At 39.0% G+C, this 19,974-nt stretch carries 18 protein-coding genes; 14 read left to right on the forward strand and 4 right to left on the reverse strand.

Going from position 1 to position 19,974, the window contains the following annotated elements; genetic code table 11:
- The first annotated feature begins 128 nt into the window (after nt 1-128).
- The 8 genes from fabF (at nt 129) to MTN96_RS02885 (ending at nt 7,761) form a co-directional block, all read left to right on the forward strand.
- Nucleotides 129-1,367, forward strand: coding sequence for a beta-ketoacyl-ACP synthase II (gene fabF / locus MTN96_RS02850; protein ID WP_008109876.1), 1,239 nt, complete (start codon nt 129-131; stop codon nt 1,365-1,367).
- A 68-nt stretch (nt 1,368-1,435) separates the two neighbouring features.
- Nucleotides 1,436-2,227 (forward strand): aminodeoxychorismate lyase, encoded by a 792-nt coding sequence (pabC, locus tag MTN96_RS02855; protein WP_248530681.1) that lies wholly within the window; start codon nt 1,436-1,438, stop codon nt 2,225-2,227.
- Nucleotides 2,227-3,213 (forward strand): endolytic transglycosylase MltG, encoded by a 987-nt coding sequence (gene mltG / locus MTN96_RS02860; RefSeq protein ID WP_248530682.1) that lies wholly within the window; start codon nt 2,227-2,229, stop codon nt 3,211-3,213. Before pabC ends, mltG begins: the two co-directional genes overlap by 1 nt.
- Nucleotides 3,214-3,218: 5 nt before the next feature.
- On the forward strand, nt 3,219-3,845 hold the full coding sequence (gene tmk / locus MTN96_RS02865) for a dTMP kinase (protein WP_016899838.1): 627 nt from the start codon (nt 3,219-3,221) through the stop codon (nt 3,843-3,845).
- Nucleotide 3,846: 1 nt separating this feature from the next.
- Complete coding sequence (locus MTN96_RS02870) at nt 3,847-4,761, forward strand: DNA polymerase III subunit (protein ID WP_248530683.1); 915 nt, start codon at nt 3,847-3,849, stop codon at nt 4,759-4,761.
- A 12-nt stretch (nt 4,762-4,773) separates the two neighbouring features.
- Complete coding sequence (locus tag MTN96_RS02875) at nt 4,774-5,100, forward strand: PilZ domain-containing protein (protein WP_069439324.1); 327 nt, start codon at nt 4,774-4,776, stop codon at nt 5,098-5,100.
- 17 nt (nt 5,101-5,117) lie between these two features.
- A complete protein-coding gene (locus MTN96_RS02880) occupies nt 5,118-5,897 on the forward strand; it encodes a TatD family hydrolase (protein ID WP_013464702.1) in 780 nt (259 codons plus the stop codon).
- Nucleotides 5,898-5,901: 4 nt separating this feature from the next.
- The gene (locus MTN96_RS02885; RefSeq protein WP_248530684.1) at nt 5,902-7,761 is read left to right on the forward strand and encodes an alkaline phosphatase D family protein; all 1,860 of its coding nucleotides are present in this window, start codon (nt 5,902-5,904) and stop codon (nt 7,759-7,761) included.
- Nucleotides 7,762-8,064: 303 nt separating this feature from the next.
- Here MTN96_RS02885 and MTN96_RS02890 read toward each other — a convergent pair whose 3' ends face one another.
- From MTN96_RS02890 to MTN96_RS02905, 4 genes are all read right to left on the reverse strand, one after another.
- A complete protein-coding gene (locus MTN96_RS02890) occupies nt 8,065-9,387 on the reverse strand; it encodes an O-antigen ligase (protein WP_248530685.1) in 1,323 nt (440 codons plus the stop codon).
- Nucleotides 9,388-9,451: 64 nt separating this feature from the next.
- Nucleotides 9,452-9,997: a hypothetical protein gene (locus MTN96_RS02895; protein WP_248530686.1), complete on the reverse strand. Its 546-nt coding sequence runs from the start codon at nt 9,995-9,997 to the stop codon at nt 9,452-9,454.
- A gap of 21 nt (nt 9,998-10,018) precedes the next feature.
- Nucleotides 10,019-12,025: an EAL domain-containing protein gene (locus MTN96_RS02900; protein WP_248530687.1), complete on the reverse strand. Its 2,007-nt coding sequence runs from the start codon at nt 12,023-12,025 to the stop codon at nt 10,019-10,021.
- Nucleotides 12,009-12,707 carry a transglutaminase-like cysteine peptidase gene (locus MTN96_RS02905; RefSeq protein WP_248530688.1) on the reverse strand — a complete coding sequence of 233 codons (699 nt, stop codon included), beginning with the start codon at nt 12,705-12,707 and terminating at the stop codon, nt 12,009-12,011. Before MTN96_RS02905 ends, MTN96_RS02900 begins: the two co-directional genes overlap by 17 nt.
- Before the next feature lie 258 nt (nt 12,708-12,965).
- Between MTN96_RS02905 and galU the strand changes: the two genes are divergently transcribed.
- The 6 genes from galU (at nt 12,966) to MTN96_RS02935 (ending at nt 19,826) form a co-directional block, all read left to right on the forward strand.
- On the forward strand, nt 12,966-13,859 hold the full coding sequence (gene galU / locus MTN96_RS02910; RefSeq protein ID WP_248530689.1) for a UTP--glucose-1-phosphate uridylyltransferase GalU: 894 nt from the start codon (nt 12,966-12,968) through the stop codon (nt 13,857-13,859).
- A gap of 9 nt (nt 13,860-13,868) precedes the next feature.
- A complete protein-coding gene (locus tag MTN96_RS02915; protein WP_248530690.1) occupies nt 13,869-15,203 on the forward strand; it encodes a UDP-glucose/GDP-mannose dehydrogenase family protein in 1,335 nt (444 codons plus the stop codon).
- Nucleotides 15,204-15,208: 5 nt separating this feature from the next.
- Nucleotides 15,209-16,534, forward strand: coding sequence for a lipopolysaccharide biosynthesis protein (locus MTN96_RS02920; protein ID WP_138596552.1), 1,326 nt, complete (start codon nt 15,209-15,211; stop codon nt 16,532-16,534).
- A gap of 18 nt (nt 16,535-16,552) precedes the next feature.
- Complete coding sequence (locus MTN96_RS02925) at nt 16,553-17,512, forward strand: glycosyltransferase family 2 protein (protein ID WP_248530691.1); 960 nt, start codon at nt 16,553-16,555, stop codon at nt 17,510-17,512.
- Nucleotides 17,513-17,755: 243 nt separating this feature from the next.
- Entirely contained in the window at nt 17,756-18,616 is an 861-nt protein-coding gene (locus MTN96_RS02930; RefSeq protein ID WP_248530692.1) for a glycosyltransferase, read from the forward strand.
- Nucleotides 18,606-19,826: an O-antigen ligase gene (locus tag MTN96_RS02935; RefSeq protein WP_248530693.1), complete on the forward strand. Its 1,221-nt coding sequence runs from the start codon at nt 18,606-18,608 to the stop codon at nt 19,824-19,826. Before MTN96_RS02930 ends, MTN96_RS02935 begins: the two co-directional genes overlap by 11 nt.
- Nucleotides 19,827-19,974 lie beyond the last annotated feature (148 nt).

The raw sequence follows: 19,974 nt of genomic DNA on the forward strand, positions 1-19,974 counted from the left end.
TCGCACTTTGAGGTAGCTTGGGTATGATCATCCCCAATACTAATAACATAACTAGCAACAGCGTTAACGCTGAAATAAACTGAGCTAAGTTAATTGGTATAATAATAATTCCTTATTGGAGGCAAACCGTGGCTAAACGTCGTGTCGTCGTAACTGGCTTAGGAATGTTGACGCCGCTAGGCAATGATGTGCAATCAACCTGGCAAGGCTTATTAGATGGTAAAAGTGGTATTCAAAATATTACCCACTTTGATACATCAAAATTTGGTACTCATTTCGCTGGTTTAATCAATGATTTTGATGCATCGGCTTATATGTCGCCAAAAGATGCTAAAAAAATGGATTTATTTATCCAGTATGGCATTGCAGCGGGTGTTCAAGCTTTTCAAGATTCAGGCCTCGAAGTCACTGAGCAAAACGCAACCCGTATTGGTGTAGCGGTAGGTTCAGGTATTGGTGGCTTAACCCTAATCGAAGAAAACCACATTAAATTACTAAACAGCGGCCCACGAAAGTTATCGCCGTTTTATGTACCGTCTACCATTATTAATATGATCTCAGGTCATTTATCAATAATGCACGGCTTGCGTGGTCCTAATATTTCAATTGTGACGGCATGTACTACAGGCCTGCATAATATTGGCCATGCAGCGCGAATGATTGCCTACGGCGATGCCGATGCAATGGTTGCCGGTGGCGCAGAAAAAGCGTGTACGCCAATTGGTATGGGTGGCTTTAATGCCGCACGTGCGCTTTCAACACGTAACGACGACCCTCAAGCAGCGTCTCGTCCTTGGGATAAAGACCGTGATGGCTTTGTGCTTTCGGATGGTGCTGGTGTAGTGGTTGTTGAAGAATACGAACACGCTAAAGCCCGTGGCGCTAAAATTTATGCAGAGCTTGTTGGCTTTGGCATGAGTGGCGATGCCTACCACATGACCTCACCACCAGAAGATGGCGCAGGTGCGGCTCTTGCTATGGAAAACGCATTAAACGATGCGCAAGTAAATGCTGAGCAAGTTGGCTACATTAACGCACATGGTACGTCTACTCATGCGGGCGACAAAGCCGAAACGTCAGCGGTTAAAACCATTTTTGGTGATTCAGCGAAAGATGTGATGGTAAGCTCATCTAAATCGATGATGGGTCATTTACTAGGTGCAGCGGGCTCTGTTGAGTCGATAGTGTCTATCTTATCGTTGACCGAGCAAAAAGTAACACCCACAATAAACCTAGACAACCCAGATGAAGGCTGTGATTTAGATTACGTGCCGCACACAGCACGAGACGCCAAACTTGATTACGCGTTGTGTAACTCATTTGGTTTTGGTGGTACTAATGGCTCGTTACTGTTTAAAAAGGTATAATCTTTTTTAACAACGAACGACAATAAGAACCCAGTTGTTTAACTGGGTTTTTTTATGTGTAAAAAAATATGCAAACAATAATAACAGCAAGTGAAACCAGTAGCGTAAGTACCCGCGATAGAGGCTTAAACTATGGCGATGGCTTTTTTACAACCGCGATTATTACTGATGGACAGGTTGAACATTGGTCTTATCATAAAGCGCGTTTAATTGAATGCGCGCAGCGTTTAGGGTTTCCAGCGCTTGAGTTTAGCGCACTTGAGTCGCACATTACTCAGCAAATAGCATCAAAGGTTCAAGCGGTTGTTAAAATAGTGGTAACACGCGGCGAGGGCGGGCGAGGCTATGCGTCACTAAGCGAATGTAATTTAAACATTATTGTGAGTGTTTTACCTTATCCAGCGCATTATAACAGCTTACACGAGACAGGAATTAGTTTAGCCATCAGTCCAATTAAACTGGCTTTACAACCGCACTTAGCAGGGCTTAAAACCTTAAATAGACTTGAGCAAGTATTGATCAAAAATGCCCTACAAACCGAGCAAAGTGATGATGCACTTGTACTTGACTACAACAACAATGTAATTGAAACCTCGGCGGCTAATATTTTTGCAATAAAAAATAATAAAGTAATTAGCCCCAGGCTTGATGAGTGCGGCATTAAAGGTGTTTTTCTGCAATCTTTATGTGATAAATTAGCAATTGAATTTAAAACTATCAGCGTTGATGAGCTTACCCAAGCAGACGCGGTATTTGTATGTAATAGTTTAATGAAAATTGTGCCCGTAAAAAGCATAGGCGAGCACTGTTTTGATATTGCTCACAGTCGGTCATTACTAACAGTAGCCAAGGAGGCTTAGTGTTAAAAGTTATTGTATCAGTATTATTGCTGGCTTTTTTTAGCTCAGTGATTGGCTATCAGCAATTACAGGCAACAATTCAAACGCCCTTACAGATAGCCGATAACACCCAATTTGAAGTTAAAAAAGGCACCGGCTTTAATAAGTTGTGCCGTCAATGGCAGCAGCAACAGTGGGTAGAAGACTGTTGGCGGTTTCAAATATTAGCTAAACTCGACCCAACCTTGACCGATTTAAAAGCGGGTTTTTACGAGTTAAGCGCAGATAGCGTAATCAACAATATAAAAAAAATAAACCAAGGCGAGCAAGTTAGTTTTAGTTTTACCATTATTGAAGGCCAAGCACTTAGAGATATATTAAATGCACTAAGTACGGCACCACACTTACAAAACGATTTAAAACGCGAACAACTTGGCGAGCAAATAATAGGTAGGCAAACCCATCTAGAAGGTTGGTTATTCCCCGATACCTATCATTACCATAGCAATGATACTGCCAGCAGTTTACTAAAACGTGCTGCGCAAAAAATGCAGCAAACGTTGGCTGATGCTTGGCAGCAACGGGCAAACGATTTACCTTACGATACCGCCTATGAAGCACTGATCATGGCCTCTATTATCGAAAAAGAAACCGCGCTTGCCAGTGAGCGTCCGTTAATTGCATCGGCGTTTATAAATAGATTAAACACCAATATGCGCTTACAAACCGATCCAACCGTAATATATGGGCTAGGCGAAGATTTTGACGGTGATATTAAACGTAAAGACTTGATAAATTACACACCGTATAATACCTATCGTATTAACGGATTACCGCCCACGCCAATTGCCATGCCATCCAAAGAAGCGATTTTAGCTGCGGTAAACCCGCCTAAAAGCGAGTATGTTTACTTTGTAGCAAAAGGCGATGGCAGCCATCAGTTTTCAACCACATTAAAGCAACATAATGCGGCGGTTAACCGGTATATTTTAAATAAAAAGAATTAGTGTTTATGAAACCAAAATTTATAGTGATAGAAGGCCTAGAGGGCGCGGGTAAATCAACCGCTATTGCCCTGTGCCAAGACTTTTTAAATCATCATCATATTGATTTTATTAATGTCCGTGAACCCGGTGGCACACCACTGGCTGAATCGTTGCGTACCTTAGTAAAAGCAGAGCATCAAGAAGAAATCGCCTTTGAAACTGAGCTACTTATTATGTACGCAGCTCGCTCACAGCTAATGCACAATGTAATAAACCCTGCACTTGAGCAAGGGCAATGGGTATTGGCTGATCGTCACGACTTATCGTCACAGGCGTATCAAGGCGGTGGACGCGGAATAAGTGCAAACACGTTAGCGTCGTTATCCTCTATGGTGTTAAAAGGATTAAAACCCGATTTAACCATTTACCTTGATATTGACCCTGTTATTGGTCTTGAACGGGCAAAAGGGCGTGGTGAACTCGATAGAATTGAACAAGAAGCCATTGAGTTTTTTCAGCGCACCCGTATGCGTTACATAGAACTGGCAAACGATGATGAAAGCATTAAAACCGTTGATGCTAACCAAAGTATTGATAAAGTACACCGTGATATTACTAATGTACTGCGTACGTTTTTTTCAGGGTTAAAATAATATGGCATTGCCATGGCTTAACGATGTAGAGCAACGTTTAGCTCAAAGCTATAAAGCGCAGCGCTTTCATCACGCGCAGCTATTTTGCGGGCCTATTGGGGTAGGCAAGTTTGAGCTAAGCGATCAATTAACTAACAGTTTGTTATGTCACAATACACAATCGCAGTTAAGTGCACCTAATAGCGTGCTAACGCCGTGTGGGCAGTGTAAAAGCTGCTCCTTAAACCTAGCTGGGACGCACCCAGATAAACGCGTTACTCAAGTAGAAGGGCAAAGCATAGGTGTAGACGACATACGCGGCATAAGCGATTTTATGCACCAGTCGGCGGCGCAAAATGGCAACAAAGTGGCGATTATTGAAAACTGCGAAAAAATGACAACGGCGGCAGCAAATGCATTATTGAAAACCTTAGAAGAGCCCAGTAACAGCCGATTTTTAATTCTTACAACCAGCCAAGTGGCACAATTACCAGCGACTATTTTAAGCCGCTGTGCTAAAACTGAGGTCAAAGTAACCAATAGCCAGCTAGCACAGCAGTGGCTAAGCTCTTTAGATGTGCCTAACTACCCATGGTTATCATTGTTTTACAGTCAACCCCTGCAAGTAAAGCAGTGGCAACAGCAAAATCAGCTAGAAAGCATTGATACACTCTATAAATTTGCAACTGAGTTTAAACAAAGCCATAATTTCAATGCGTTAGTCGATATAATAAATAAACAGCCTGAGCTTGTTCGTATTTTTACCTTATTTTTAAGTGAGCAGTTAAAACAGCAGCTTTTAAATGGCATGAGTTTTGAAGCCTACCAAGTTGCACAGCAAGCCTTGAATGATTTTTTACAAAATAACATACAAATTCTTGGGCTAAACTTACCGCTTGCGGTATCACGACTAGCGTATACATTACGCAACCAATAAAAAGGATTAGATATGCAAGAGCTATTAGTTGATATAGATGACCTTGACGAACTATATCGCTGCTACATGCCTTTTTTAAAAAAAGGGGGGCTATTTGTACGCACCAATATGCGTTATGAGCCTGGGTATTCACTCGCTTTACGCGTAACCTTACCTGATGCCTTAGAAGACGATGTGGTCACCGGCAAAGTTACGTGGATCACTCCGCAAGGTTCACAAAGCTCAAACCCTCCGGGGATCGGCATTAGCTTTTTAGATGATAAAACAAACCTAAACGCGAAGATCGAAAAACTGCTGGGGACTATGTTAAACTCCGGCAATCCAACTTATACCATGTAGTAAAAACAGGCCTTATTTTGATTGTAGATTCTCATTGCCATTTAGACCGTCTTGATTTTGATAAACTCGATTTAAACCTAGACCAAGTACTTGATAACGCTCGCGCCAAAAAAGTAGAACACTTTTTATGTGTGAGCGTCACACTTGATCAGTTCCCTAATATGCTAGAGCAAATTAAGCATTACGACGACGTATCTGCGTCATGTGGTGTACATCCGCTTGATCAAAAAGACGCGCTTAATAAACAGCAATTAATTGATTTAGCCTCGCACCACAAAGTAGTGGCGATTGGCGAAACTGGGCTCGATTATTACTATGCAAAAGACACCCATGCCGTACAACAAGCCAGTTTTGTTGGCCATATTGAGGTGGCAAATGAATTACAAAAGCCGCTTATTATTCATACCCGTGACGCCCGTGCCGACACCATTAACTTAATGCGTGAACACAAAGCAGAAAATTGTGGTGGGGTACTACATTGTTTCACCGAAGATTGGGATATGGCCAAAAAAGCCATTGATATGGGTTTTTATATTTCTATTTCAGGTATTGTGACCTTTAAAAATGCGGTAGAGCTTAAAGAAGTGGTAAAACAAATTCCACTTGATCGACTGCTTATAGAAACCGACTCGCCGTATTTAGCACCAGTCCCATATCGTGGTAAAACCAATCAGCCAGCGTATGTTGAAGACGTGGCTTATTACATTAGTGAACTCAAAGGCATTAGCTTTAACGAGTTGGCAAAAGCCACCACCGATAATTTTTATTCTTTATTTAAATTAGCAGCTAAAGGCTAACCTCATGACGACTCTCTCGGTGCAACACCCGCTGTTACTTATGGGGCCCATGGTGCGCCGAGCAGAAAAAACCGCAGTCTGTATTCAGTTTGCTACCTCAAAGCAGGTAAACGGCCGTATAGAGCTAATGGGCTACGAATGCTATAGCGAACAAAACAGCGTTAGACTGGGTGAACATTTATTTTTACAGTTCATAGTTATTAAACCCATAAACAGCCAGTTCCCGCGCGATATATTACTACAATATCAGTTATTTTTTGATGACAGCCCCGTTGATTTATCAGCGTTTAGTTTTAATGATGGTGCGTTACCTGCGTTTGTGATCCCCAAAAGACTGACGCAAATATTACATGGCTCGTGTCGCAATGCACATCATCCCGCAAAAGACAGCCTAGTTAGTTCAAGTCAGTGGCAAGCTACTCAACGCAGTAATAATCAGCAAGGGGCGCAGTTGCTATTGCTCTCGGGCGATCAGGTATATGCTGACGATGTAGCAGGGCCTATGTTATTAGCTATCCATCAACTCATTGAGCAACTAGGTATTTACAAAGAGCAACCGCTTGCACTGGATTTACCCGACGATATTAGCCAACAGCTTTATGGCCGCCATCATTTATTACCCACCACCTCGTGGAAAAAGCGCTCTAAATTAGGCATAGGTTATTGGTTAAAAAAAGACGAGCCACATTTTTCTAGCGTAAAAGCGTATAACCACCTTATTCATTTTGAAGAGTTTGTAGCGCTGTATTTACTTAATTTTAGTAGTACCGCGTGGCAATATGTTGACTTATCAAAGCTAAATTACTCAGGCGGTAACGAAAAAAGCCAAGCATTGTTTAGCACAGAAAAAGCCACACTAATTGATTACGCTAAAGGCTTAGCTGAGGTAGAGCGATTATGTGCCAATGTGTCTACCTTAATGATGTTTGACGATCACGATGTCACTGATGATTGGAACCTCACCGCCGGGTGGGAGCAAGCCATTAACCAAAACCCCAGTAGCAAACGTATTGTAAATAATGGCTTAGCAAGCTATTGGCTGTTTCAGGGAATGGGTAACGACGCACTACAAAAAACCGGTGCGCTACTTACTCCATTTACAACAAGTCTAGCTGGGGATAAGCAATGGCAATTCAAAGCATTTGATAAACATCTAAATGATTTTAACCATTGGCATTATGAGCTAACAACTATTCCTAAAGTGGTGGTGCTTGATACCCGAACACACCGCTGGCGTAACGAGCAGAACTTTAATGAACCCTCAGGCTTGTTAGATTGGGAGCGTCTTACTGAGCTTGAAGAAAGCCTACTCAGTCATGACCAAGTCATTATTGTATCGCCCGCTCCGGTGTTTGGGGTTAAATCAATAGAGGCGATTCAAGCGGTGTTTAATATGTGTGGGCAACCGCTTATGGTTGATGTAGAAAACTGGATGGCGCACGAAGGCTCAGCTAAAAAACTGCTCGACACATTTAGACGTACCGACACCCCAAATGAAACGCTGATTTTATCAGGCGACGTGCATTATTCGTTTTGTTTTTCAGTGCAAAAGCGTTTTGGCGATCATCATAATAGAATTTGGCAGCTCACAGCCAGTGGCATTAAAAACGAGTTCCCGCGTAAGCTAATAAATGTGCTTGATAAGCTCGACTCCATTTTATATGGCCCTAAAAGTCCGCTTAACTTTTTTACCAAACGCTGGCACATGGAAGTAGACAAACACCAAACCAAAGGCAAAGGGCAAAAGTACTTAGTAAGCGATTCAGCTATTAGTTTGGTTACCCTCAAAGGCGGTAATTTAGTCCGCTACCAGCTCATACACGGCGACGGCCACACCACCGAATTTGATTTAGAAGAGCAGTAGATTAAAAACAGATATTAGGTGCTAGGTATCAGGTCGATATTATTGCCGACGTGTAGCAGCGACTTCATGTCGCGTCATTTTTAATGTCGTGAGCGACGGGCGACGGGCGACGAGCTTCGAGTTGCGGGCTAAATATCTAAAAGCGCAGCGTCTCATAGCCCTCTTTGTGCATAATTTTCTTAAGATCTTATTGTAATGATATAACTGGATGAAGTGTTAGGTGTTAGAGCTTGCTGACGGCGGGTTGCGAACTACGGGTTTCGGGATTAGGCTCGTAACCCGCTTCCCGCTTCCCGCAGCCCGTTAACTTTCGCTGCGCCGTTTTTTAATCCGTTTTGGTGCCGGTAACTTGTTGGTTAATAAAGCTAAACATAACACCACTATAAACAACATCGAATTAGCCCCCGCCTGAAGCGAATAATCAACCGACGAATGCAGCATCATTGCTACAATAGCTGTAGCACAACCAAACGCCACCCCCTGATAAAGGGCCGTTTTGCGCGTTCGCATAGTATTAATACATAACCATAAACAATAAAGCACCAGTAGTCCCAATAACGCCGTTGCAGGAATACCCAGCTCAACTGCAAATTGCACATAATCGTTATGCGCATTGTCGTAGTAGCCAGAGTAGGGCTCAGACTGATACGCAGGAAACGCAGTGTAAAAAGTACCGCCGCCCGAGCCTAATAACGGGTTATCTAAAATCAACGGGATTGAGTCGCGTACAACTTCATCGCGAGTTTCCGATTGTAAACTGGTTTCGCTAATACGTTGTTTTACCTTTTCTACATCGAAAATGGCACCAATGATGATTAAATCGATAATAAAAAAGCTCACAATCAGTAACTTAAATGCTTTAGGCTTTTGCTTATAAACAAACAGCGCCAGTAAGCTCACTATAATTAAGGCAATAAAAAACGCCGAGTTACCCATACGGCTGCGAGTTAAAATAAGCGCCACAATAATAATAATTAACGAAATACGTAAGATTATTTTAGAACTTAATATAATCTCAGCCCAAGCACGTAAGGTTTGTTTTAAAGTAGGCTTGTAGCCGTTGTTAGTGCGTTTTAGTTCGCTAATTAACACACCAATGCCTAAGCATAAGCACAGCGCTAAATAGTTAGCTAAAAAGTTAGAATAGGTAAAAGTACCAATAGCTCTGTCGGTGTGTTTGTAGCCAAATAAAGGGCTAACAATATCGGGCGATAAGTTTAAGTAACTAGCATACAAAGCCTGAAAAACACCGGCACAAATGACGGCGTAAATTAATTTTTTAATACGATTTACATTATTACAGTAATTAAATATTAACCAGCTCAATATTATTAAAAAGCTGGTTTTTAATAACATTTGTTTGGTTTGAAAAGCATCAACACTCACGCCAAATAACTGAACTCCACACACTAAAGCAACAATGCCTAAGGCAGTAAATAACGGCCAAGTATATCGAGGAGGTAAGAGTGCTTGTTGGTTATTTAAAACACTGTTTGCCAAGTGAGTAATAAAGGTAAAGCTAGTTAAAATACCAATAGCTAAAATTGCCCAAGGCCTGTAACTACCTAAAGGAAGGGGAAGCAAAAAAAGGATCAGACAAACAAGAAAAAATATAAAACGATTCAAAATAAACTCAAACAAAGTAAAAACGCAGCCAATTGGCTGCGTTTAAATATACTAATAGTAAAAACTAGTTACCTACTTCAGATATACCGTTATCACCGCCTGTACCACCAGAACCTGGAGGTGTTGGTAATGTTGGTAAGCTGCCTACTGGCGGAGCTGGCTGGCCAGTACCCGGACCTGCAGCAGTTGCTTCAGAAGCGGTTGTAGCATCAACACCCGCAGTAATTGCTGCCAGTGTAATTGCATCAGTATCTAAGCCCGCAGCTGTAAGTGCAGCTAAAAAGTCAGAAATTAATGGGTTATCTGCACCAAAACGTGCCACAACAGCAGCAACCATTGCATCAATGTCTGCAGCGCCACATGCGCCATTTAGTAGCTTTTCGTCTAGCTTGATTTTTTCTTTATTTTTACAAATACGTTTAATAGCTTCTACTAAATCTTCGCGTAACTGCTCTGTTGTAGTATCTGCTGTTACGTTGTTAAGAATATCAATTATGCTATTTATGTTCACTTCTTGAACCACTGCAGCATTGTCCGTTTGTGCATAGGTTGGAAGAGCAGTAAGAGCCGTTGCGCTAGCGACTAAGCCAGCTAAAAGTAATATTTTCATTTCTCGTCCCTTGGTTGAGTACTAATTGCAAAATTTTAGCGCATCGGTGCAAAAAGTAAACTCTTTATTTACGCCATTTTCATTAGATTTAATGATTTTTGATGGTGGCAATATTAAATTACCTTGTACCCCATCACATCCTAGGTATTCAAGTATTTCTAAAGTCTCGGTTTTTTCAATTAAACAGGCTAAAACTTTAATACCAAAACCATGACAAATATTATTAACTGTTTGAATATAAAATTGGCTTTGCGGGTTGACCACTAAGTCTTGAATATAACTACCATCAATTTTAACGTACTCAATATCAAGGCCTTGTAAATACCTAAACGACGTTAAGCTAGTACCAAAGTGTTCAATACACACATTAATACCCAGCTCTTTAATTGCATCTATATGTAAAGACGCAATATGCACGTTATACAATAAGCTTATTTCATGTAGTTCAAACACTAAGTTTGTTTTAATGACTGGTTTAGTGTGCGAGTAAAGCGTAAGCCATTGTATAAAGTTGGCTGAATACAAGGATGCCTTACTAATATTCAGGGCAAACACTTCATTTGGGTATTGTTCTTTAATATCCACAAAATTGCGTATAATTTTTTTATCGAGTTCTTCAGTTAAATTTAACTTTTCGGCCATGGCAAATAAGTGGCCGTTATTTACTTTTTCGCCATCATGAATAAAATGTGCAAACACTTCAAAGTAACATTGAGAATTAACTTTATTAGCTTGTTTAACAGGTTGTACCGAAAAACTCACTTCGCCAGCACTTATAATTGACTTAATAAGCTTACGCCATTGGTTAACACTAAATAAGGATTCTTTATCGTTTTTATCAAACGTAGTGTCTTCACCTATAGTGCAACCAGTATCAAGTAGCGATAACACTTCACCTAAACTCGCTCCTTGCTCAACGCCAACAATGGCTAAATTAGCGTAACCGTTTATATGTAAGCTGTTTTCTTTTTGACTTAAATTATCAATGAGGTCTAGGCGGGCTTTATTTAAAAATAAAACGTCATACGGGGCCAGTAATACAAACGTGGCGCCGTTTAACCTAAAAACGGTTGAATTTGGTAACTCATCGGCAACATGCTTAAGTATTTTAGCTGCATCTAATACATGCTGGTCACCATCTTGGTAGCTTACTATTTGGTTTATATTATTTAACGAGGGTAGGGTCAGCATCATTGCAGTAATGGGCGCATCGTCAGAAATGTTATTGACCACAGAATTAAAGTGGTTTTCAAACGACTTACGGTTACCCAACCCCGTTAACGAATCTATGTATACTTCTTCAGTAAGCGCTTGTGTTTGTTTGGTCAGTGAATCAAACGTACTTTGTAAATTCATAACCATGTTATTGATGGCTTGTGTAACAGTACGAAGCTCCCGTGCTACTGGTATTTCTTTATTTAAGGTAAAGCGTTTTCGAGTCACTAAAGTGGCTTGATTTTCTACGGCTTTTAACGGCTTAAATACGGCGCGTAAAATTAAAAATGCAATAGCCAGCGATGCTGCTAATAGTAAAAACGAGCTATATAAACTGCGGAGTGTGTGTTGCCATAAGGTAAGGTAAGATTGCCCAGTATGGCTGGTTACATCAAGTGTACCTGCCATCATCCAACCATTATTTATTTCAGAATGCATAGTGGGCGCACTCAGTTTAACAGCACTAATAAACCAACCAGGAACAGATTCAACGCGTTTAGGGTTTTGTAACTCAAATACAGTATTATTTTGTACATCAGTAAACTTAATTTCACTGTAGTAACCAGAGTCAAAAATAGCGGTTGCCATCGTTTCGGCAATCATTAGGTTATCGTCTTCTAAATAGGGAGATATAGAAAGCCCTAAACTGGTAGCGGTGTCTTGCGCATGGCTGGCCATTTGTGTTTGTAAATAATTACGGGTTGTATCCACATCGGTAATAACGCGTACACAAAATGAAATAACCGAAATTAATATGATCAAGCCATATACTTGAGTTTTTAAACTCAATCCATATTTAAATATTCGAGACATAACTACTAGTTCCTTTATTGTTACCAGCGGCGGGGGCAAGCTCACCTTGTTCAATTCGTTCTAGCATAGTGTTCCAAGCAGAAACCCCACGGCTATTTTTAACCTTATTACCTAACCCTTTCGATTTGGCTAACCATAAACCTTGGCCATTAAAACTGTATATAGGTTTTAAATCGCCCCGATTGCTTGCAGGCACTAATTTTGTATTAAAGTTATCAAGCACCAACGGTATTTGGTTAGGCTGTTCAAAGTATATAAGCACCATGTGTGGTTGATTAACCGTACGCTGGCGTACATACATAAAGCGTATTTTATCTTCGGGGATACCTAAAGCGATTAAAGTAAAATATTTAGCAATAACATAATCTTCACAGTCACCCATGCCAACACCTAGGCTTTCTAGCGGGGTGGCCCAGTAATCTTTTTTTTGCCAAAGATCGTCATCGGTTTTGTACTTTATATGCTTATTAAAAAAGTCATTAACCAAATGAATTTTTTGCCATTCGCTTTTGTCGGCAGAGTCATCTATAAAACTCAGCCATGTTTTTATTCGTTGGTGGCCTGCATCGCCGTAAAACTGCTTTGCACGGGTAATTATATCGCTATTACGCAAATGTAAAAGCATGTCTTGTGCACAAGCAAAAAAAGACACTAATATAATTATGCAAATTCCTACGCGCACAAATCCCATCCCTTAAAAGTTAACCGCACTATTATATTCCCATTGAAAGTAAATTGATAGATTACAAAAAAGGCAAAATAACTGGTTAACAAAAAATTAACACAAAACAATCAAAAAGGCTGCTTTTTATATTGAGCGATTATATGTGTTGTGTATAATAACCGCCCATAAGGGTTAGTAGTGCTTAAAACTCGCTATTCGCAGCGACATTTATAAACAGCTACGTTATAACCAAAAGAAACTATAAAAGGAATTGAAGTGAAAGTATTAAAAGCAGTCTTGCCTGTTGCAGGCTTGGGTACCCGTATGTTACCAGCTACCAAAGCAACGCCAAAGGAAATGCTTCCATTAGTCGATAAGCCCCTCATTCAATACGTTGTAAACGAAGCAGTAAAAGCCGGTATTAAAGAAATTGTACTGGTTACTCATGCTTCTAAAAACGCGATAGAAAACCATTTTGATACCAGCTTTGAGCTAGAAGCCACCCTAGAAGCGCGCGTAAAACGCAGCTTATTAGAAGAGGTGCGTTCAATAATCCCAAGAGATGTAAGCATTATATCGGTTCGTCAATCGGCGCCGTTAGGCCTAGGCCATGCAATACTTGAAACCCGGCCAATCATTGGCAATAACCCTTTTGCTATTTTATTGCCCGATGTAATTATCGATCAATATAAGTCAAACCTTAAGGTAGATAACTTAGCGCAAATGATCGCCCAATTTGAACGCACGCAACATAACCAAATTATGGTTGAGCCCGTCCCACAGGCAGAAGTGCACAACTATGGTGTGGTTGATTTAGCTGGTAAAAATATTGCGCCTGGCGAAAATGCAGCCATTACCAATATGGTTGAAAAACCAAATAATGACGAAGCGCCCAGTAATTTAGCCATAACAGGGCGCTATGTTGTATCACCCGCTATTTGGGATTTACTCGAATATACGCCTCCAGGGGCTGGCGGTGAAATACAATTAACAGATGCATTACTGCAGTTACGTCATCTTGAAACAATTGAAGCGTACCATCTAAAGGGTAAGTCACACGACTGCGGTTCAAAACTAGGCTATATGCTTGCAAACGTAGAGTATGCAATGCAGTCAAGCATAATGGGTGAAGAGTTTACTAAACGTGCTAAAGCACTACTAGGGTCTTAAAGGTTTAAAATGAAAGTTACATTTTATGGAATTGGTTATGTAGGCCTTGTACAAGCGGCTGTGCTGGCAGATGCAGGACACGATGTATGCTGTGTTGACATAGATGAAACTCGCATAGAAAATCTAAAAAAAGGCATCATTCCTATCTATGAGCCAGGTTTAATACCGTTAGTTGAAAAAAACTTCGCGGAAGGGCGTTTAACTTTTACAACAGATGCTCAATTTGGTGTTGAATTTGGTGAACTGCAGTTTATTGCAGTAGGTACTCCGCCAGACGAAGACGGCTCTGCAGATCTAAAATACGTATTAAAAGTAGCAGAAACCATTGCTACATATATGGAAAGTCCAAAATTAATTATCGACAAGTCAACCGTACCTGTTGGCACTGCAGATAAAGTTAAAGCGACAATACAATCTGTACTTGATAGCCGTAAAAGTGATTTAACCTTTTCAGTGGTATCAAATCCTGAGTTTTTAAAAGAAGGGGCTGCAGTTAATGATTGTAAACGTCCTGATCGCATAATTATTGGTACAGATTCAGCTGATGCAGAAGACCAAATGCGCGAACTATATGCGCCATTTAATCGAAATCATGAAAAAATTATTGTAATGGATATAAAAAGTGCCGAGCTTACTAAATATGCTGCTAACTGTATGCTTGCTACCAAGATCAGCTTTATGAATGAAATGGCGAATATCGCTGAACACGTAGGTGCTAACATAGAACATGTACGCCACGGTATTGGTTCAGACCCGCGTATTGGCTACCAGTTTATTTACCCTGGTTGTGGCTACGGTGGTTCATGCTTCCCAAAAGATGTACAAGCACTTATACGTACAGCAGATACTATTGGCTACGAATCAAAAATTTTAAAAGCGGTCGAAGCCGTAAACTATGCTCAAAAAAATAAGTTGTTTGAATATATAAGCAAACATTTTGACTTAGCAAACAACCCTGACGCAATAAAAGGTAAAACCTTTGCATTATGGGGGTTAAGCTTTAAACCTAATACAGATGACATGCGAGACGCGCCAAGTCGTGTCCTCATGGAACAGCTGTGGAAAGCGGGTGCTAAGGTACAAGCATACGATCCTGAAGCGATGAATGAAACTCAACGTATCTATAGAACGCGTTCAGATCTAAGCTTAATGGGGACTAAAGAATCTGCGCTAAATGGTGCTGATGCTCTTATTATTTGTACTGAATGGCAAAATTTCAAAGCACCTGATTTTTCTTTAATTAAGCAGCAACTTAGTGAAGCTGTTATTTTTGATGGTCGAAATTTGTTTGACCCTACCAGCATGCAAAAGAAAGGCTTCGTTTATTGGTCCATAGGGCGTTAAATTTAATGACTTATCCTTCACATGGCCGCGTACTGGTCAACTCACTAGCAAAAAGCATGGGCGGTAAGTACAGCTTGTATTTAATACAGATTCTGTCAATGGTTGTGTTAGCTCGGATGTTTACACCCGAACAATTTGGTGTTTTCGCTGTAATTCAAGTATTCGCATTGTTCTTTGCGTTGTTTAGTGAAGTTGGTTTAGTGCCAGCTTTAGTCAATGAAAAACATGTTTCGGTGCGGATGAGAAATGGTGTCTTTGGGTTTACGATAGTTTTAGGTTTTTCTGCATTTATTCTTTTTCTCATTTCTTCACCTCTAATAGCATTGTTTTATGAATATAGTGCATATCAGTATTTAGTTATTCCTGTGGCCATTTCAATAATATTCAATGCTTGTTCTATCGTTCCAATTGCAGCATACAGTCGAGAGAAAAAATTTCTGCACATTGCTAGGGCTGAAATTATAGCTGAAATTGGTTCGCTTCTATTTGTAATATTTACATTTATGAAGCTTGAAGCTGTTTTAGTGTTGGCAATTAAACCCCTTGTCTTTTCAATTTTTAAGTTTTTTCTTCTTTGGTTTGGTAGTAAGAAAACTATTATTGGTAAACCTAATTTTTCAAACGAGTTTGGTCAGGTAAAGCCATTATATAGATTTTCTCTATACCAGTTTATGTCTAATGTAATGGTGTATTTTTCACGTAATTTGGATAATTTGTTAGTAGGTAAGTATTTTGGTGTAGTTAGTCTTGGTGTTTACGATAAAGCCTATCAACTTATGCGCTATCCCCTCATGTTGTTAACTTTTGCTATGGCTCCTGCAATACAACCTGTACTAAAAGAGTTAAATGAAGATGTACTAAAATTCACTGAACTACATAATAAGCTAGTAAAGTATTTAGCTGTTGTAGCAAGTTTTGTTGGGCTTGGGATCTACTTATCATCTGAACTAATCGTTTGGGTTATGCTGGGTGAACAATGGGAAATGGTGGGGGAGTTGTTAAAAATTTTGGCAGTTTCAATACCTATTCAAGTTGTATTGAGCTCAAGTGGTGGTTTTTTTCAAGCTGCAAATAGAACTGATCTACTATTTAGTGCAACTGTTTTTTCGACTATAACAAATGTGACTGCTATCTGCTTTGCAATTTACTTTGGTGACTTATATGTGCTTTGTTGGGCTATAACAATATCATTTACGATTAATTTTTTCCAATGCTACTATTTGTTGGGAAAAAATATACTCAAAGGATTTGATTTGAAGCTTATCGGCCCTTTACTTCTTGTGTTGGTTTCATCGGCTTCATTGGCTTTGATGAACCTTTTTAGTATTTAAATAATCTATAGAGCTTTTATGAAAATTAGTATAGTTGTTCCTGTATATAATGTTGAAAATTATTTAGAAGTAGCGTTAGATAGTATACTTGCACAAACATATCAACATTATGAGGTCATAATAATCGATGATGGTAGTACTGACAGTTCCCCATCACTTTGCAATAAATATTTGACGGACAAAAGGTTTAATTACTATAGACAGGCTAATCAAGGTCAGTCGGTAGCCAGGAATAATGGTTTCGAAAAAGCAACAGGTGAAATCGTATATTTTTTTGATTCGGATGATTTGCTAAGAAAAGATGCATTTAGTGCTTGGATCTCTGAATTTTCAAATGAAGATGTAAAGGCTATATTATTTAATGCTGATGTATTTTATGACGGCGGAGCTAATGAATTTAAGCCTAGTTATCATAGGCAAAAAACAAATGAAACGAAAATATATAAATCTGATGAGTATTTTGCCAAATCATTAGGTAAGGGATGTTATTTCGCATCACCTTGCTGTTATGTTGCTCGAAAAGCTATTTTAGAAGAAAATATTTTCTTACCAAATATAATTCATGAAGATGAATTATATTATTTTCAAATTTTTGCAGCGAACCAACATAGCATAAGTGTGATGAGTGAATCCTTTTTCTTACGTCGAGTCAGGGATGGCTCGATCATGACTTCTTCGAAGATAGAAAAACGAATAGATGGTTATACCGAAGTGTTGCTGGGTATGGTGAAGTCGCAAAGTAACGTGAAAAATAAGAAAGTAAACTTGGTTATGAGTAATATTCTTAGACAGATAGTTTTATTGTACGCAAATGCTAGTAACAATGACTCGGCTCGATTTGTTCCATTATCATCAAGATTGAATATTTGGAAACTTTACTTTAGTGCAGTAAGGTTTGTTCCGATTGATTTTAAATTGATGATGTTAGCTACTTTCCCAGATTACTATATATATAAATTTAACCGAAAAGTTAAATAACACATTCGTTATTGTTGATAAGTATAATCATCCAAGTTTTTTCGATAAATTATTAGTGTGGTTTTTTATTTGGCAATAAGGTGTAGTCGAGTCTTTTATTATAATTTATGTAATTCCAACTGCTTATCGTGCCTTGAGAAGGCTTACGTGATCAGTGTTTATATGTAATCTATGATTTTAATGTTATTAAAAGTTAGGTTGTTGGAAGGGATTTTCAATTTTTGATGTAGGGTGGATAGGGTTTTGCAAGTTAATCGGTTGGTCACAGTTTATATCACCACATACAATCGCCTTTCTCTATTGGAAAGAGCTGTCAATTCTGTTTTGAATCAAACCTACTCTCTTATCGAGATTATAGTTGCAGATGATGGTTCAACCGACGGTACCCATGAATATCTTGCTGCGATGGAAGCTAGGGGAGTGTTGAAAAGTACGATTAATCGTTCTGGTGTCTCTAAAGGTGCTTGCTATGGTCGGAACAATGCAATATCTATGGCCCAGGGCTATTTTATAACAGGTTTAGATGACGACGACTATTTTGAATCGTTTAGGGTTATGGAGTTTATTAGGGCTTGGCAAGAGTTGGAGAGCGCTGGGAATAATATTTCAGGGTTATTTGATGGTGTTGTTGAACTGCGAGATGATGGTAAGTTCCATTACAATGAAGCAACAATCGTTAATTACAAGATGTTGCGAGAATCTAACTTTATAGGTAATCAAGTATTTACCACGAGAGAAAAATTATTAGACGTTGGCTCTTTTGATGTAAACATGCCTGCTTTGCAGGATTGGGAAACATGGATAAGATTAAGTAAAAAACATGGTAACTTTATTAACATTAGTAAATTTTCCTACATTGTAGATCAAACTCATGGTGGCGAAAGGATTTCTGAAAAAAAAGCGAAAAAAATTCGATTGGCTTTTTATAAGCTTGCAGAAAAGAATGCCCCCCTCTCTTTTAGGGAGAGGGTATCTCATCTAGAGTCACTTTATGCATATAAGCAAGTTGATATTGTGGGCACTGAGGTATTAACTCTACTGTTTGCAGGTAAAGTTCGTAAGTTCATGCAGGTTGTAAAAAGGTTTATAAAAAATGCTAAATAGTAGATTATATGCATTTTCATCTATTCTATTTTATATTCTCTTTTTTAGGGCCTCTCTCGATCCATTATTGAATCTAACTAAGATTGGCGGTATCGGCCTAGGGGCTTTACTTAATCTTCTTGTATTTATGATGTTTATTATGGTTTGTTTTAAGCAGCGCTTATTAATACCTAAAACTTTTATCTCGGTGTGGGGTAGTTTTCTGCTTGTTGGCTTAGCATCGATTGTGCTTTCACCTGATAAGGTTACTTCATTACGTTCATTTTTTTCGGTACTTACATACTGGTCTGTGTTTTGCTTGAGTTACTTCTTTATAAAAAATAAGAATGATGGTGAATTTTTCATTAGGTTTGTTATATATTCTGCCGTTATACCTATCTCATCTGTTTTTTTTGAATTCTTATTTCCTGAGTCCAGTACTACGAGAAGTGGATTTCGATTGTTTGGTAGTTTTTCTCATCCCAATATTTTTGCTTTCTATTTAGTGTTAATTGGTACTCTTTGTATGTATGCAATTAAGTCTAATATTTTTTGTTTTAGTCGAGCATTTTTAACTCACTCTAAAGTAATATTTATAATTAGTATATGTTGTTTATTACTGACTCAAACACGTAGCGCATGGCTAGCTATGATTGTGGTTATTTTTATCTATGGCTTACTAGCAGAAAGAAAATACCTGATTTATCTATTTTCTCTAGTCTTATTGTCTTTACTTATTCCTTCAGTTCAGGATAGGGTGTTTGACATCTTTAGTGGGCCATCTGCTGCAGACTTAGCGGTAGGAGAGAGTTTGAACTCTTATGAATGGAGGAAAGTTGTGTGGCTAGCTTCATGGGATTATATTGCTAGCAAGCCTTTTTTAGGTCATGGCTATGATACATTCTCTTATTACTTCTTAGAGTTCTTTCCTTTGCAGGAAAGTACAAAATTTGATGCACACAATGCCTATGTTCAAATTGCTTTTGATATGGGTTTTTTAGGTTTAACCTCATACTTAATAATTTTTTTTCTACTTACTGTTCGTTTTGTAAAGTTTTTTAGGGTTGATAATAAAGGGGCCTCGTTAATCCTTGGGCTTATTGCCTCTTACATGGTTGCTGGTTACTCGGATAATATGTTGTTTTACTTATCTTATAATTGGTACTTTTGGTCTGTTATGGGATTCTTTTACTTCTATTCACTGAATGTATCGCAAAACAATAGTGTTTGACATTTTCAGTTTATCAAAGCTTGATGTCTCTATTTTTTAAGAGGCGTTTAAATTTTTGCAATTATTGCAGGACACTTACATTGGCTAGGAGCACCTGGGGAGGCTTATTACCTTATTTTTTATCAGAATTTTATTTAGTAGGCCAAAG

It is taken from the genome of Pseudoalteromonas sp. 2CM28B, assembly GCF_023161935.1.

Coding starts and splice junctions, on each gene's coding strand:
- pabC (WP_248530681.1), top strand. CDS start 1,436: ATGCAAACAATAATAACAGCAAGTGAAACCAGTAGCGTAAGTACCCGC.
- tmk (WP_016899838.1), top strand. CDS start 3,219: ATGAAACCAAAATTTATAGTGATAGAAGGCCTAGAGGGCGCGGGTAAA.
- MTN96_RS02870 (WP_248530683.1), top strand. CDS start 3,847: ATGGCATTGCCATGGCTTAACGATGTAGAGCAACGTTTAGCTCAAAGC.
- MTN96_RS02875 (WP_069439324.1), top strand. CDS start 4,774: ATGCAAGAGCTATTAGTTGATATAGATGACCTTGACGAACTATATCGC.
- MTN96_RS02885 (WP_248530684.1), top strand. CDS start 5,902: ATGACGACTCTCTCGGTGCAACACCCGCTGTTACTTATGGGGCCCATG.
- MTN96_RS02895 (WP_248530686.1), bottom strand. CDS start 9,997: ATGAAAATATTACTTTTAGCTGGCTTAGTCGCTAGCGCAACGGCTCTT.
- MTN96_RS02900 (WP_248530687.1), bottom strand. CDS start 12,025: ATGTCTCGAATATTTAAATATGGATTGAGTTTAAAAACTCAAGTATAT.
- MTN96_RS02915 (WP_248530690.1), top strand. CDS start 13,869: ATGAAAGTTACATTTTATGGAATTGGTTATGTAGGCCTTGTACAAGCG.
- MTN96_RS02920 (WP_138596552.1), top strand. CDS start 15,209: ATGACTTATCCTTCACATGGCCGCGTACTGGTCAACTCACTAGCAAAA.
- MTN96_RS02925 (WP_248530691.1), top strand. CDS start 16,553: ATGAAAATTAGTATAGTTGTTCCTGTATATAATGTTGAAAATTATTTA.
- MTN96_RS02935 (WP_248530693.1), top strand. CDS start 18,606: ATGCTAAATAGTAGATTATATGCATTTTCATCTATTCTATTTTATATT.